Below are 14396 nucleotides of genomic sequence, written 5' to 3'. Positions count from 1 at the left end.
AACAAGGTCGACGGGAGAACGACAAGGCGTCCCGCGGCAGCCCGGCAGTGGGCACCGCATGATAAGCTGAGAAAACGTTTCCTGAGCGAAGGACAGTCGCCATGAGCCACCGCCGGTACGCCCTGATCGGAGCCGGTCATCGGGCCCAGATGTACGTCGACGCCCTCATCGGCCGGTACTCCGACGAGGCCGAGCTCGTCGCGATCTGCGAGCCGAACCCGGTGCGCGCGCAGTACTACGTCGACCGGGTCGTCGCGACAGGGCACGCGGCCCCGGCCGTGTACGCACCCGCCGACCTCGAGCGCATGATCCGCAGCGAGCGCGTCGACCGCACCATCGTGTGTGCGCGCGACGACCTGCACGCCGAGCTGATCGTGCGATCGCTGGATGCGGGAGCCGAAGTCGTCGTCGAGAAGCCGCTGACCATCGATGCCGCGAGCGCGGCCGAGATCGAGGACGCGATCGACCGGACCGGGCGCGAGGTCGTCATCACCTTCAACTACCGCTACTCGCCGCGCAACAGCGCGTTGCGTCAGGTCATCCAGGACGGCACGATCGGGCAGGTCACCAGCGTCGACTTCTCGTGGATGCTCGACACCAAGCACGGCGCGGACTACTTCCGGCGCTGGCATCGCGAGAAGGTCCACTCGGGCGGGCTGCTGGTGCACAAGTCGAGCCATCACTTCGACCTGGTGAACTGGTGGCTCCGATCGGAGCCGCGCCGCGTTTTCGCGTCGGGCGGGCTGCGCTTCTACGGTTCCGAGAACGCGGCGGCACGGGGCATCCGGAATCGTGCCGAACGCGGCACACACGACGCCGGCGCTCCCGGCGCGCGAGACCCGTTCGAGCTCGACCTGCGCGACGACGAGCGACTGAAGTCGCTCTACCTCGACGCGGAGCAGCACGACGGGTACCTGCGCGACCGCGATGTGTTCGGCGAGGGCATCACGATCGAAGACAACCTCGCGCTCATCGTCGATTACGCCTCCGGCGCGACTCTCAGCTACTCCCTCAACGCGCACGCGCCGTGGGAGGGGTATCGGGTCGCCGTGAACGGCACCCTCGGACGCGCAGAGCTCGAGGTCGTCGAACGCGGCGCCGTGCTCGCCGACGAGGGCCTGCACCCCGTGCTCGACCCGTCCGCGGCCGACGCCGGCCGTTCCGGCTCGTTGCGTCCCGAGGGTGAGCGCCTGCTCGTGCAGCGGCACTGGGAGGCCCCGTACGAAGTGCCGATCGTCGCTGCGGGCGAGGGCGGGCACGGCGGCGGCGATGCCCTGCTGCTCGCCGACGTCTTCGAGGGCCCCGGCGATGATCCGCTCGCGCGTCCCGCCGACTGGCGCGACGGGGTCCGTTCGATCTGCGTCGGCATCGCCGGCAACAGGTCTCTCGAGACCGGGCTGCCCGTTCGGGTCGACGAGCTGGGCATCCGCCTGCTCGAGAACGACATCCGCACCGCCCCGGCCGGATCGGTCCGCGCATGACCCGCATCGCCGTCACCGGAGGAGCCGGGCGCCTCGGCCGCAGTCTCGTCGCGGGCCTCGCCGCGGCCGGCCACGAGCTCGTCTCGCTCGACCGTGCCGCGTCCGGCGCTGCGGAGCTGTCGGGCATCGACCAGATCGCGGTCGATCTGACGGATCCGGATGCCGCGGCCCGCGCGATCGCCGAGTCCCGTGCCGATGCGCTCGTGCACCTGGCGGCGATCGCGGTGCCGTTCAGCGCCCCCGAGGACGTCATCCTCCGCACGAACGCGACGCTCGCGCTGAACGTGCTCTCGGCCGGCGTCGCGGCAGGGATCGACCGGATCGTCACGGCGTCGAGCCCGACTGTGCTCGGCTACGGCGCGCCGGCGGGGTGGCTGCCCGACCGGTTCCCGCTCGACGAGCGCACGACGCCGAAGCCGTGGAACGCGTACGGCCTGTCGAAGCTTCTTGCCGAGCAGACGATCACGATGCTCGCGCGCCAGACCGGCGACGCCACCCGGTTCGCCGCCTTCCGCCCGTGCTACGTCATCGCCCCCGAGGAGTGGGACGGGGCACCGACGCAGCAGGGTCATACGGTCCGCGAGCGACTCGACGACCCGGCGCTGTCGGCGCCCGCACTGTTCAACTACGTCGACGCGCGCGATGTGGCGACCTTCGTCGACGTGCTGCTCGACGCGCTTCCCGGCATCCCGAACGCCGAGGTGTTCTTCGTGGGCGCCGACGACGCGCTCGCACGCCGGCCACTGGCCGAGCTGCTGCCGCAGTTCGTGCCCGGCACCGAGCAGCTCGCGGCCGACCTGACCGGCACCTCGCCCGCGTTCTCGAACGCCAAGGCACGACGCCTGCTCGGCTGGCAGCCGGCGCACACCTGGCGAAGCGAACTCGGCGAAGCCGCCGCCGCTTCCGCGCTCGACACCGAACTCCCGACCCCCCGAAAGGACGTGCTGGCGTGAACTTCGACGGCATCCTCTTCTTCCCCGTCACTCCCTTCGACGCCGACGACCGCGTCGAGGAGGACCTGCTGCGCGCGCACATCGCGACGACGCTCGAGCACTCCCCCGGTGGCGTGTTCCCGGCGTGCGGGACCGGCGAGTTCCACGCCCTGTCGACCGGCGAGGTCGCCCGGGTCGTGCGGATCGCGACCGAGACGGTCGCGGGCCGCGTTCCGGTCGTCGCCGGATCGGGTGGCCCGCTCGGCCACGCGACGGCGGTGGCCAAGACGGCGGCCGATGCCGGGGCCGACGCGCTGCTGGTGCTGCCGCCCTACCTCGTCGGCGGCCCGCAGGCGGGACTCGTGGCCTACGTCGAGGCTGTGGCCGCGGCATCCGATCTGCCCGTCGTGATCTACCACCGCGGCAACGCGCAGTACACCGTCGACTCGGTGCGCCGGCTCGCCGGCAACCCCAAGGTCGTCGGCTTCAAGGACGGCGTGGGAGATGTCGGCCTCGCCCAGCAGATCGTGCGCGCCGTAGCGGAGGAGGGCCGCGAGGACTTCGCGTTCTTCAACGGGCTGCTCACGGCGGAGCTGACGCAGGGCGCGTACCGCGGCATCGGCATCCCGCTGTACTCGTCGGCCGCGTTCGCGATGATCCCCGAGGTGGCGAACGCCTACTACCGGGCGTACGTCGACGGCGACGACGAGCGTCGCAACGCGCTGCTCGACGGCTTCTACTCACCGCTCGTGCGGCTGCGCGACGAGACCCCGGGCTTCGGCGTCTCGCTCATCAAGACCGGCCTGCGGCTCGGTGGACTGCCCGTCGGTTCGGTGCGGGCGCCGCTGGTCGACCCGACTCCCGAGCAGGAGGCGCGGCTCGCCGGCATCCTCGAGGCGGGGCGGGCGCTGCTGTGACGATCGCCGCACCGATGACCGGCGACGGGGCGACGATCGCGTCGCTCGACGCGCGACTCATCCGTGTGCCGCTGACCCGCCCATGGGGCGCGGACGTGACCGCGGTCGGCGTGATCGCGACGCACGTCGTTCGCTCGGACGGCGGCGAGGGCTGGGGGTTCTCGTGGACCCCGCAGATCGGCGCGGAGGCCGTGCATGCGCTGCTGACGAACGACATCGCCGCGGCCGCTGTAGGTCGTGAGGCCGAGCCGGGCGCGCAGTGGCGCGCCGTCTGGCAGCACCTGCACGAGGCAGGCGGCGGCGGTATCACGACGATCGCGCTCGCGGGGCTGGACCTTGCGCTGTGGGATGCTGCGACCCGCGCTGCAGGAACGTCGCTGGCAGGCTTCCTCGGGCCGCGACGCCACAGTGTGCGGGCATACGGGTCCGGCGTGAATCTGCACTACAGCCTCGAGGAGCTCGTGGCACAGGTGCGGCGCTGGGTCGACGCCGGGTTCGACGCCGTCAAGGTCAAGGTCGGCAAGCCCGACGTCGCCGAGGACCTGGAGCGCCTGCAGGCCGTGCGCGAGGTGCTCGGCCCCGATCGCTCGCTGATGATCGACGCGAATCAGCGGTGGGAGCTCGACCGCGCGACGCGGTCGCTCGAGGCGCTCGCAGCCGTGGCGCCGGCGTGGATCGAAGAGCCGCTGCGCGCCGACGACCTTCACGGGCACATCGAGCTCGCGGGGCGATTGAAGGCCTCCAGCGGCATCCCCATCGCCGTCGGCGAGAACCTGCACAACGTGTTCCGCTTCGACGACTTCCTGCGCACCGGAGCCGCCCAGATCGTGCAGCCCAACGTCGTGCGAGTGGGTGGCATCACCCCGTTCCTCGGCATCACGGCGATCGCGGCCGAGTACGGCGCCGCCGTCCACCCGCATCTGCTGCCCGAGCTCTCGGGCCAGCTCGCGCTCACGCTCCCTGCCGTCCCGGGCGTGCCCGAGCCGATGGCCGAAGACGTCGAAGACGCCGGCTTCGGCGCGCTCGGCGTGCTGGACGGCCCCTCGCCCGTGCGCATCGCCGACGGCACCCTGACCGAAGTGCCGCACGCAGGTCTCGGCATCCGTTTCTCATGACTCCCCCTCGCGCCCTCTGTGGGCAAGCGAGGTGCGGCCGGCCCGAGGGGGCCTGCCGATACGAAAGGATCTCTTCATGACCACCACCACCGCTGAACTCGAGACCCTCGCGGCCGCCGCGGCCGCTGCAGCGCCGATCTGGCGAGGATCGGATGCCGCCACCCGGGCCTCGTGGCTGCGCGCGGCCGCCGACGCACTCGATGCCCACATCGACGAGCTCGTCGTGATCGCCGACGAAGAGACGCGCCTCGGCGAGACGCGGCTGCGGGGCGAGGTCGGAAGGACGACGGGCCAGCTGCGACTGTTCGCGACGGTCGTCGAAGAGGGCTCGTACCTCGAACTGACCGTCGACGACGCCGACCCGGCGGCCACGCCCCCGCGCCCCGAGCTGCGGCGCATGCTGACCGGCGTCGGGGCGGTCGCGGTGTTCTCGGCCTCGAACTTCCCGTTCGCGTTCTCGGTGGCCGGCGGCGACACCGCCTCGGCGCTGGCCGCGGGCAACCCCGTGATCGTGAAGGCGCACTCGGGCCACCCGCGTCTGTCGGAGCGCACGGCCACGATCGTCGCGGAGGCCCTCGTCGCCGCCGGTGCCCCCGAGGGCTCGCTCGCCCTCGTCGAAGGCCGCGAGGCGGGCAACGCCCTGGTGCAGCATCCCGTCATCCAGGCCGCCGGGTTCACCGGATCGCTCGGCGGCGGCCGGGCCCTGTTCGACCTCGCGTCGGGCCGCCCCGACCCGATCCCGTTCTACGGCGAGCTCGGGTCGGTCAACCCTGTCGTGATCACGCCGGCCGCGGTCGCCGCGCGAGGAGAGGCGCTCGCGCAAGGTCTTGTCGGGTCGTTCACCCTGGGCGTCGGGCAGTTCTGCACCAAGCCCGGGGTCGTCTTCGTCCCCGCGGGCGCCGGATTCGAAGAACTCGTCGCGGGCTTCGCGACCGGCGCGACCGGAGGCCCGCTGCTGACCGACCGCATCACGGCGGCGTTCCCGGAGGGCATCGAGCACCTCGAGGCCGACCCGTCGGTGAGTGTCGTGGCTCACGGGCTTCCGGCCGAGGCCGGCACCGCACGGCCGGTGGTGCTGTCGACGGATGCCGCGGCCGTCGCCGCACGCCCCGGAACGCTCCTCGAGGAGTGCTTCGGACCGGTCACCCTTCTCGTGCGGTACTCGTCGGACGAGGAGCTGCTCACGGCGCTGCGGGCCGTGCCCGGATCGCTCACCGGCACGCTGCACTCCGAGCCGGGCGACGACGTCGCGGCCGTGCTCGCGGTGCTCGAGCGCAAGGTGGGGCGCGTGCTCTTCGCCGGCTGGCCCACGGGCGTGGCCGTGACGTGGTCGCAGCACCACGGCGGCCCGTGGCCGGCGACGACCTCGCTCCACACGTCCGTCGGCGCGACGGCGATCCGCCGGTTCCTGCGCCCCGTGACGTTCCAGGACGCCCCCGAGTCGCTGCTGCCCGACGTGCTGCGCGACGCGTCGCTCGCGGCGCTGCCGCACCGCCGCAACGGCGTGCTCCAGGTCCCGTAACACCGGCTGGTTCTCGCACACGTGAGGTTGAGAAACCACATCTAGGTTGAGACACCACGCCTTGCGCGGTTTCTCAACCTCCGTGTGGTTTCTCAACCTCCGCGCGGTTTCTCAACGCAGCGAGCCGGCAAGCCGGCCGCGGACCGCGCGGGAGCGGTCGGACAGACGTTCGCCGGGGCCGTACACACGCGCGGTCCCGGTGCCGGACATTCCACCCTCACGTTGGGAAACCACATCTAGGTTGAGAAACCACACCTCGCGTGGTTTCTCAACCTCCGTGTGGTTTCTCAGAGCAGCGAGGCGGCGAGGGCCGCGCCGGCCTCGACGAGCCATCGCTCGGGGTCTGCCATGGCCGCCTCGCCCGAGCCGGCGAGGTCGGTCAGCGACGCGGTCCCGGCGAAGCCCGACACGTCGGCGTCGGGCGTGATCCGGCCCGCGACCAGCGCGACCGGCACACCGCTCGCCGCCGCGACGGCGCCCACGTGCGCCGGCACCTTGCCGGCGGCGGACTGCCCGTCGTACGACCCTTCGCCCGTGACGACGACGGATGCCTCGGCCACTGCTTCGCGCAGCCCCACGAGGTCCGCGACCGCGGCCGACCCGGGCACGAGCTCAGCACCCCACGCCAGCAGGCCGAAACCCGTGCCCCCCGCGGCACCGGCGCCGGCAGCATCCGGTTCCGCCGCAGTCAGCGCTGCGAGCCGCGCGAGACCGGCGTCCAGGGCCGCGATGTCGTCGGGCGTCGCGCCCTTCTGCGCACCGAACACCGCCGCCGCGCCCCGCCGGCCCAGGAGCGGGTTCGTCACATCCGACAGCACCGTCACGCCTCCGGGCGGGAGAGCCGGCAGCGCCGACAGATCGGCCGCCGCCAGGGCGGCGAGCCCACGGCCGCCGTCGGCGACGGGTCGGCCTGCGGCATCCGTGAATCGCGCGCCGAGCGCCGCGAGCATGCCGGTGCCGCCGTCGGTCGACGAGCTCGATCCGATGCCGAGCACCAGCCGCGAGACGCCCCGCGCGAGTGCAGCGGCGATCGCCTCACCGAAGCCTTTCGTGTGCGCATCGAGAGGCCGCAAGCGTGCCGGCGCTCCGAGCAGCTCGATGCCGCTCGTGTTCGCGAGCTCGACGACTCCGGTGCCACCGGGTGCTTCGTCGGTCGGGGGCAGCAGGACCCAGGATGCCTCGACCGGCGTCCCCTCAGGACCGGTGACCGTCACCGGCACGCGCTCGGCCCCCGGCACCGCCGTCGCGAAGGCGTCGACCGTGCCTTCGCCACCGTCCGCCATCGGGAGCAGGCGCACGAGATCGTGCGGACGGACCCGCTGCCAGCCCCGTCCGATCGCATCCGCGGCGGACGCGGCGGCGATGGTCCCCTTGAAGGAGTCCGGGGCGATCACGACGGTGTGCAGCATGGGACCATTCTCCCGGAGAACGCGACGAGTGCGAGGGAAAGCGCTATCCTCCCATCATGGCAGCCTCTGAGACCGCCCCTCCCGACAACGCACCCCTCGGACGGACGCACCGGGCCGTGATCGCCAGCGGCGCGGGGCGCTACGCCGACCCGTGGCATCCGTATCCCCAGACTTCAGCGGCGATCGCCGACCTGCTGCGTGCCGACGGCTGGGACGCCGACGTCATCGACGACGCCGACATCGCGCTCACGCAGCTCGTCGATGCTGACCTGCTCGTCGTGAATGCCGGCGACCCGTGGCGCAACCCGGACGCCGCGCCCGCGGCGGCGCCGGCCGCCGCAGCGGGCCTTGCCGCCGCGCTCGGCCGCGGGATCGGCGTGGTCGCGACGCACAGCGCCGTCTCGAGTCTGCGCGACTACCCCGACTGGATCAGCACGATCGGCGGCGAATGGCGCAGCGGCCTGTCGTGGCATCCCGAAATCGGCGACGCCACCGTGCGTGCCGTCGCACCCGGGAATGTGATCGTGCCGGCCGACTTCACCGCGTTCGACGAGTGCTACACCGACCTCGCCGTCGACCCCGCCGTCCGCGTACTGGCCGTGCACGATCTCGACGGCATCGCGCACCCGCTGGTGTGGACGAACGAGACGAGCCGGGGACGGATGCCGGTGCGCGCGGTCGTCAGCGCGCTCGGCCACGACACCCGGGCGTACGAATCCCCCGAGCTGCGCGCCGTTCTCGCGCGCGCCGCCCGCTGGGCCGCCCACCTCGCGCCCTGACCTCCCGCCGGCGCTGCCCTTCTCGGCCCCTGCTGCCGCCCCCAGCCAGCCCGCCGCGCCCAGCCCGCACCCCACTTGAAGTTGAGAAACCACACGTAGGTTGAAACTCCCTCCCAGACGTGGTTTCTCAACCTCCACGCGGTTTCTCAACCTCAGCCTGGCCTCGCCCCCGCCCACCGTCGCGCCACCGTCGACGCCCGCCGTCGCGCCAGCGTGAGCGCCCCGCCCCGCCCCGCCCCCACTTGAAGTTGAGAAACCACACGTAGGTTGAAACTCCCTCCTAGGTGTGGTTTCTCAACCTCCACGCGGTTTCTCAACCTCAACACGGGTTTCTGAGCCGCCGCACCCTTGCACCCAGCGGAGCGACGAGAGCCCGCGGGGCACAAGCCGGGCAGTCGGATCAGCGCGGGGGCGCGGCGGTGCTCGCGCGGACGACGAGCGTGGTCGGCACCAGCTCGAACGCGTCGGCGCCGTCTTCGATCCCGGTCACGAGCGTCTGCACCGCGAGCTCGCCGAGGCGACCGAACTCCTGCCGCACCGTCGTGAGCGGCGGCCGGTACTCGGCGGCGTCCGCGACGTCGTCGAAGCCGACGACGCTGACCCCGCGTGGCACGTCACGGCCCGTGTCGGCCAAGGCGCGCATCGCGCCGAGCGCCATCTGGTCGTTGGCCGCGAAGACGGCGGTGACCGCGGGGTCGGCCGCCAGCAGCTCCCCCAGACGATGACCGGATGCCGCGGTCCAGTCGCCGCGTTCCGGCTCCAGCGCTTCGCGCCCGGCCTCGGCCAGCGCAGCTCGCCAGCCGCGCTCCCGCTCCGAAGCGGCGAACGACGACGCCGGACCCGCGAGGTGGTGGACGGTGTCGTGACCGAGCCCGAGCAGGTGCTGAACGGCGGCGCGCGCGCCCCCGGCGTGATCGGACTGCACGATCCCCCGCCGCCCCGCCGGTGCGGGGCCTGCGGCGACGGCGACCTCGGGCGGTGCGTCGACCACGACCACCGACAGGCCTCGGGGCGCGGGCGCGTCGAGTGCGAGCGCCGTAGCCTCATTGAGCACGATGACGCCGTCGACCCCCTGCTCGGCGAGCCGTTCGAACGCGGCTGCGGCGCCGTCCACGCCGAGCGTCACGACCGTGAGGGCGTAGCCGCGGGTGGCCGCAGCATCCGCCACCGTCTGCAGCATGAGCGAGTTGCCCACCGTCGCCAGGGTCGACACCACGAGCCCGATGGTCTGGGTACGGCCGGTGCGCAGCGCCCGGGCGGCACGGTGCGGACGGTAGCCGAGTTCGACCATCGCCGCCTCGACGCGGGCGCGCGTCTCGGGGTCGACGCGAGGGCTCGCGTTCACCACGCGCGACACCGTCTGACCCGAGACCCCTGCGCGGGCAGCGACGTCCGCCATCGAGATCCGGCGCTGCGCCGCTGCATCCATCCCGCCGCCACCTCCCTCGCCGGCCCGCCGTCTCGGCCCATGTGTTGACGCTAACATAGCGCTCTTGCTACCGTGTTGACGTGAACACACCTGAGTCCGGATCGGATGCCGCGCCACCCGCGGCCCAGACGCTCGGCGCCGGCGTCGTCAAGCGCACCGCACGACTGGCCGACGGGCGGGAGCTGTTCTACTACGACGATCCCGGGACGACGCTCGGGCCCGAGCGGGCGGTGGACGCGCGGGAGCTCGCACCACGGCCGGCGACCGCCACGATGCGCCGCGACGTTCTCACCGGCGACTGGGTTTCGATCGCCGCGGCGCGGCAGAACCGTGCGTTCCTGCCTCCCGCAGAGCTCGACCCGCTCGCCCCGCAGACGCCGACGAACCCGTCCGAGATCCCGTCGATGTACGACGTCGCGGTGTTCGAGAACAAGTCGCCGTCCTTCGGCCCAGCCCTCGCCGTCGCGGGCATCGACGCACTCGTCAGCACCTCCGGCGAAGCCCTCGACGGCACCCCCGGCGAAGCCCTCGTCGGCACCCTCGGTAAAGCCCCCGCCAGCACCTCCGGCGAAGCCCCCACCAGCGTCCCCGGCGAAGCCCTCGTCGGCACCGACCCGCCGCGCGGTCTCGACGACCTGGACGCACCCGGCCTCGGTCGCACGCGCACGAGCGTGGGCCGCTGCGAGGTGGTGTGCTTCAGCCCCGCGCACTCGGGATCCTTCGGCTCGCTCACCCCGACGCGGGCGCGCACCGTGATCGAGGCATGGGCAGACCGCACCGCGGCCCTGTCGGCACTGCCGGGCGTCGAGCAGGTCTTCCCGTTCGAGAATCGAGGCGAGGCAATCGGGGTCACACTCCCCCACCCGCACGGCCAGATCTACGCCTACCCCTACATCACCCCCCGCACGGCGACCCTGCTCGGCTCGATCGAGCGCGAGGGCCCGGATCTGTTCGCGCGCATCCTCGACTTCGAGCTCGCTGACGACCGGGTCATCCTGTCTGGCGAGCACTGGACGGCCTTCGTGCCCTTCGCCGCGCGCTGGCCGATCGAGGTGCACCTGATGCCGCACCGCCACGTCGCCGACCTCGCCGAGACCACGGCGGCAGAACGCGACGAGCTCGCCCCGCTCTACCTGCGGCTGCTGCGCGGCATCGACGCACTCTACGACAGCCCCACCCCCTACATCGCGGCGTGGCATCAGGCTCCCGTGCACCGTGGGCGCGACACCGTCCGGCTGCACCTCCAGCTGACGAGCCCACGCCGCGCCGCCGACAAGCTCAAGTTCCTCGCGGGATCCGAGGCCGCCATGGGCGCCTGGATCGGCGACATCCCCCCTGAGACCTCGGCCGCACGCCTGCGCGATGCCGTGGCATCCGTTCCCGAGGAGACCCTGTGACCGACACCGTCCGCACCATCGAGACCGCCGCTGCGGCGCGCGCCCTGTTCCGCGAGCGGTTCGGCGCCGAGCCCGTGGGCACGTGGTCGGCCCCCGGCCGGGTGAACCTCATCGGCGAGCACACCGACTACAACGACGGCTTCGTGCTGCCGTTCGCGATCCAGCACCGCACGCACGTCGCGCTCGCGCCGCGGACGGACGGGGTGTTCCGCGTGCGCGTGGCCTCGACGTTCGACGACGCCACGGTCGAGGTCGCCCTCGACGAGCTCGACTCGCTCTTCCCGACGCGTCGCGACGAGGTCACCGAGTGGGCCCGCTACCCGCTCGGCGTCGCGTGGGCGGTGCTGGCGGCATCCGGAAAGTCCCCGTCCGAGGTCACCGGCGCCGACCTCGCCTTCGCGTCCAACGTCCCTGTCGGTGCGGGGCTGTCGTCCTCGGCCGCGATCGAGGGCGCCACCGCCGTCGCACTCGCCGAGACCTGGGGTGTCTCGCTCGACCGGGTGTCGCTCGCCAAGGCCGGCCGCGTCGCCGAGAATGAGGCCGTCGGCGCCCCCACGGGCATCATGGACCAGATGGCGGCCCTCCTCGGCCGCGCCGACGCAGCGATCTTCCTCGACTGCCGCTCGCTCGAGACCGAGATCGTCGACCTCGGATTCGACGCGGCGGGACTCGAGCTGCTTGTCATCGACACCGGCGTCAAGCACTCGCATGCGACCGGCGGCTACGGCGAGCGCCGCGGGGCGTGCGAACGCGGTGCCGCAGCCCTCGGCGTGCCGGCTCTGCGCGACGTCACGGTCGCCGACCTCGACCGGCTCGCCGGCCTCGTCGACGATGTCACCTTCCGCCGTGTGCGGCACGTCGTCACCGAGAACCAGCGCGTGCTCGACACCGTCCGCGCGCTGCGCGAGCAGGGCCCCACCGCGATCGGCGACCTCCTGGTCGCCTCGCACGTGTCGATGCGCGACGACTTCGAGATCTCGGTCCCCGAGCTCGACACCGCCGTCGACGCGGCGCTGGCGGCCGGCGCTCTGGGCGCACGCATGACGGGCGGCGGCTTCGGCGGCGCGGCGATCGCCCTGGTCGCCCGCGACCGGCTGCAGCACGTGACGGATGCCGCGACCGCCGCGTTCGCAGCATCCGGTTTCACCGCGCCGACGATCTTCACCGTCACGCCCTCCGACGGCGCCTCCCGCGACGCCTGACGGCGAACCGCGCTCAGTCGACTTCCGCGGCGGGCATGCCGGGGCAGGTGAACGCGGCTTGAACGCTCGACGCGCCGGTGCGCAAGAACTGGCGTTGACGGATGCCGCGCCCTAGCGTCATACACAGGGCCGGGGCATCCGTCTTCCGGTGCCGGAAGGAGCGATCGTGGCTTACATCACCGTCGGAACCGAGAACTCGGTAGACGTCGACCTCTACTACACCGACCAGGGCCCGGCTGACGCGCAGCCCGTGGTGCTGATCCACGGGTTCCCGCTGAACGGCGAGTCGTGGGGCAAGCAGCAGGCGGCGCTGCTGGACGAGGGCTACCGTGTGATCGCCTATGACCGCCGCGGGTTCGGCGCGTCGACGAAGGCCGGCTCGGGCTACGACTACGACACGTTCGCCGCCGACCTGCACGCCCTCATCGAAGACCTCGACCTGCGCGAGGTCGTGCTGGTCGGCTTCTCGATGGGCACCGGCGAGATCGCGCGGTATCTCTCGCGCTACGGCAGCGGGCGCGTCGCGAAGGCGGCCTTCCTCGGCTCGCTCGAGCCGTTCCTGCTGAAGACCGACGACAACCCCGAGGGTGCGGGTCCGCAGGAGTTCTTCGACGGCATCGCCCAGACGGTGCGCGACGACCGCTACGCGTTCATCGCCGGGTTCTACCGGGACTTCTACAACCTCGACGACAACCTCGGCTCGCGCATCTCGCAGGAGGCGGTCGATGCCAGCGTCCAGGTGGCGAACCTCATGGGCAACGCCGCGATCGCGGCCGCGCCCCTGACGTGGCCCACCGACTTCCGCGGCGACATCTCGTCGATCGACGTGCCCGCGCTCATCCTCCACGGCACGGCCGACAACATCCTGCCGATCGACGCCACCGGCCGCCGCTTCAAGGATCTGCTCCCCGAGGCGACGTACGTCGAGCTCGAAGGCGCCCCGCACGGACTCCTGTGGACCCACGGCGCCGAAGTGAACGAGGCCCTGCTGGCGTTCCTGCGCGCCTGACCCGCTGCGCCCGGGTCGTCATCCGCTCGCGCTGCGGCTTCCGTCAATCGCTCCCGAAGAGAGCAGCAGCGTCCGCCGGTTTCGGCAGCGCGAGCGGCGCGCAGCCTGCCACACCAGCAGCGTCCGCCGGTTTCGGCAGCGCGAGCGGCGCACCAGCAGCGTCCGCCGGTTTCAGCAGCGCGAGCGCGGAACGCGACCGGCGCGGCCCGCCGCGGTCACGACAGCGCGGCGATGACGTTCCGCTCGAACAGCTCGATGCCCGACAGGTCGTACGCGGCCTCGGGGAAGTAGTGGATCGCGTACGTGATGCCGTGCCGCTCGCGCTCGGCGAGGTTCTCGGCGACCCGGTCGACGGCGCCGAACCCCGGCGAGGCGAGGAACTCCTTCTCGATCACGTCGGCCCGCTCCTGCCCCACATGCGGGAGAAGCCGGGCCTTGACCGCGGCCAGGCGGTCATGTGCCTCGGCGTCGGTCTCGCCCACGATCGTGTTGACGTTCGACGAGCGGGTGATCGAGGCGAAGTCCCGCCCGATCGCATCGCAGTGCCCGCGCAGCACCTCGCTCTTGTGATCCACCTGCTCGAGCGAACCCGCGAAGTTCGTGTACGCGGCGTACTGCGCCGCGATCTTGAGCGTGACCTTCTCGCCGCCGCCGGCGATCCACATCGGGATGCCGCCGTCCTGGAGGGGCAGCGGACGCACGATCGCGCCGTCGACCTGGTAGTACTCGCCGTCCAGGGTGGCGCGTCCGGTGGTCCACGCCTGGTTCATGATGTCGACGCCTTCGCGCAGCATCCGGAGTCGATCGCGCACCGGCGGGAACCCGTAGCCGTACGCCTCCCACTCGTGCTCGTACCAGCCGCCGCCGATGCCCATCTCGGTGCGGCCGCCCGACACCGTATCGACGGTCGCGGCGACCTTCGCGAGGTAGGCGGGGTTGCGGTAGCCCATGCACGTGCACATCTGGCCGAGGCGGATGCGGCTCGTCGAGGCCGCGAAGGCGGCCATCAGCGTCCACGCCTCGTGAGTCGCCTCGTCGCTGTGCACCGGCGTCGTGTGGAAGTGGTCGTAGACCCAGAGCGACTCCCAGGGTCCGGCGTCGGCCCGCTGCGCGAGGCCGTTCATCACCGCCCAGTGCTCGGCGGGCTCGATGCCCACGAGATCGAATCGCCAGCCTTGGGGGATGAAGGTTCCGAAACGCATGA

12 protein-coding genes are annotated in these 14396 nt (G+C 72.2%); 9 read left to right on the top strand and 3 right to left on the bottom strand.

Annotated elements, in window-relative coordinates:
- The first annotated feature begins 101 nt into the window (after positions 1 to 101).
- The 5 genes from ACLKM7_RS19265 to ACLKM7_RS19245 all read left to right on the top strand — a co-directional run bounded on the left by ACLKM7_RS19265 (position 102) and on the right by ACLKM7_RS19245 (position 5967).
- Positions 102 to 1481: a Gfo/Idh/MocA family protein gene (locus tag ACLKM7_RS19265; RefSeq protein WP_436448918.1), complete on the top strand. Its 1380-nt coding sequence runs from the start codon at positions 102 to 104 to the stop codon at positions 1479 to 1481.
- Positions 1478 to 2434 carry an NAD-dependent epimerase/dehydratase family protein gene (locus tag ACLKM7_RS19260; RefSeq protein ID WP_436448917.1) on the top strand — a complete coding sequence of 319 codons (957 nt, stop codon included), beginning with the start codon at positions 1478 to 1480 and terminating at the stop codon, positions 2432 to 2434. Before ACLKM7_RS19265 ends, ACLKM7_RS19260 begins: the two co-directional genes overlap by 4 nt.
- Positions 2431 to 3330 carry a 5-dehydro-4-deoxyglucarate dehydratase gene (locus tag ACLKM7_RS19255; RefSeq protein WP_436448916.1) on the top strand — a complete coding sequence of 300 codons (900 nt, stop codon included), beginning with the start codon at positions 2431 to 2433 and terminating at the stop codon, positions 3328 to 3330. The genes ACLKM7_RS19260 and ACLKM7_RS19255 overlap by 4 nt, the downstream gene beginning before the upstream one ends.
- Positions 3331 to 3344: 14 nt before the next feature.
- Positions 3345 to 4445: a mandelate racemase/muconate lactonizing enzyme family protein gene (locus ACLKM7_RS19250; RefSeq protein ID WP_436448948.1), complete on the top strand. Its 1101-nt coding sequence runs from the start codon at positions 3345 to 3347 to the stop codon at positions 4443 to 4445.
- A gap of 76 nt (positions 4446 to 4521) precedes the next feature.
- The gene (locus ACLKM7_RS19245; protein ID WP_436448915.1) at positions 4522 to 5967 is read left to right on the top strand and encodes an aldehyde dehydrogenase (NADP(+)); all 1446 of its coding nucleotides are present in this window, start codon (positions 4522 to 4524) and stop codon (positions 5965 to 5967) included.
- Positions 5968 to 6254: 287 nt separating this feature from the next.
- Here the strand turns inward: ACLKM7_RS19245 and ACLKM7_RS19240 are convergent, their stop codons facing one another.
- Complete coding sequence (locus tag ACLKM7_RS19240; protein ID WP_436448914.1) at positions 6255 to 7376, bottom strand: glycerate kinase; 1122 nt, start codon at positions 7374 to 7376, stop codon at positions 6255 to 6257.
- Positions 7377 to 7432: 56 nt separating this feature from the next.
- Between ACLKM7_RS19240 and ACLKM7_RS19235 the strand changes: the two genes are divergently transcribed.
- Positions 7433 to 8155 (top strand): ThuA domain-containing protein, encoded by a 723-nt coding sequence (locus tag ACLKM7_RS19235; protein WP_436448913.1) that lies wholly within the window; start codon positions 7433 to 7435, stop codon positions 8153 to 8155.
- 400 nt (positions 8156 to 8555) lie between these two features.
- Here the strand turns inward: ACLKM7_RS19235 and ACLKM7_RS19230 are convergent, their stop codons facing one another.
- Positions 8556 to 9584: a LacI family DNA-binding transcriptional regulator gene (locus ACLKM7_RS19230; protein WP_436448912.1), complete on the bottom strand. Its 1029-nt coding sequence runs from the start codon at positions 9582 to 9584 to the stop codon at positions 8556 to 8558.
- Positions 9585 to 9664: 80 nt separating this feature from the next.
- Here ACLKM7_RS19230 and galT point away from each other — a divergent pair, with 80 nt between their 5' ends.
- From galT to ACLKM7_RS19215, 3 genes are all read left to right on the top strand, one after another.
- Positions 9665 to 10981, top strand: coding sequence for a galactose-1-phosphate uridylyltransferase (galT, locus tag ACLKM7_RS19225; protein WP_436448911.1), 1317 nt, complete (start codon positions 9665 to 9667; stop codon positions 10979 to 10981).
- Between the two features lie 17 nt (positions 10982 to 10998).
- Entirely contained in the window at positions 10999 to 12183 is a 1185-nt protein-coding gene (gene galK / locus ACLKM7_RS19220; protein WP_436448947.1) for a galactokinase, read from the top strand.
- 166 nt (positions 12184 to 12349) lie between these two features.
- Positions 12350 to 13192 carry an alpha/beta fold hydrolase gene (locus ACLKM7_RS19215; RefSeq protein ID WP_436448910.1) on the top strand — a complete coding sequence of 281 codons (843 nt, stop codon included), beginning with the start codon at positions 12350 to 12352 and terminating at the stop codon, positions 13190 to 13192.
- 215 nt (positions 13193 to 13407) lie between these two features.
- Here the strand turns inward: ACLKM7_RS19215 and ACLKM7_RS19210 are convergent, their stop codons facing one another.
- Entirely contained in the window at positions 13408 to 14394 is a 987-nt protein-coding gene (locus ACLKM7_RS19210) for an LLM class F420-dependent oxidoreductase (protein ID WP_436448909.1), read from the bottom strand.
- Positions 14395 to 14396: the final 2 nt, after the last annotated feature.

The organism is Microbacterium sp. I2, assembly GCF_051364985.1.
Classification (GTDB): Bacteria; Actinomycetota; Actinomycetes; order Actinomycetales; family Microbacteriaceae; genus Microbacterium.
This window is presented reverse-complemented; position numbering and strand designations above follow the sequence as displayed.

Bases quoted from the DNA above. Each gene is read 5' to 3' on its own strand.
- ACLKM7_RS19265 (WP_436448918.1), top strand. From the start codon at position 102: ATGAGCCACCGCCGGTACGCCCTGATCGGAGCCGGTCATCGGGCCCAG.
- ACLKM7_RS19260 (WP_436448917.1), top strand. From the start codon at position 1,478: ATGACCCGCATCGCCGTCACCGGAGGAGCCGGGCGCCTCGGCCGCAGT.
- ACLKM7_RS19250 (WP_436448948.1), top strand. From the start codon at position 3,345: ATGACCGGCGACGGGGCGACGATCGCGTCGCTCGACGCGCGACTCATC.
- ACLKM7_RS19245 (WP_436448915.1), top strand. From the start codon at position 4,522: ATGACCACCACCACCGCTGAACTCGAGACCCTCGCGGCCGCCGCGGCC.
- ACLKM7_RS19240 (WP_436448914.1), bottom strand. From the start codon at position 7,376: ATGCTGCACACCGTCGTGATCGCCCCGGACTCCTTCAAGGGGACCATC.
- ACLKM7_RS19235 (WP_436448913.1), top strand. From the start codon at position 7,433: ATGGCAGCCTCTGAGACCGCCCCTCCCGACAACGCACCCCTCGGACGG.
- ACLKM7_RS19230 (WP_436448912.1), bottom strand. From the start codon at position 9,584: ATGGATGCAGCGGCGCAGCGCCGGATCTCGATGGCGGACGTCGCTGCC.
- ACLKM7_RS19210 (WP_436448909.1), bottom strand. From the start codon at position 14,394: ATGCGTTTCGGAACCTTCATCCCCCAAGGCTGGCGATTCGATCTCGTG.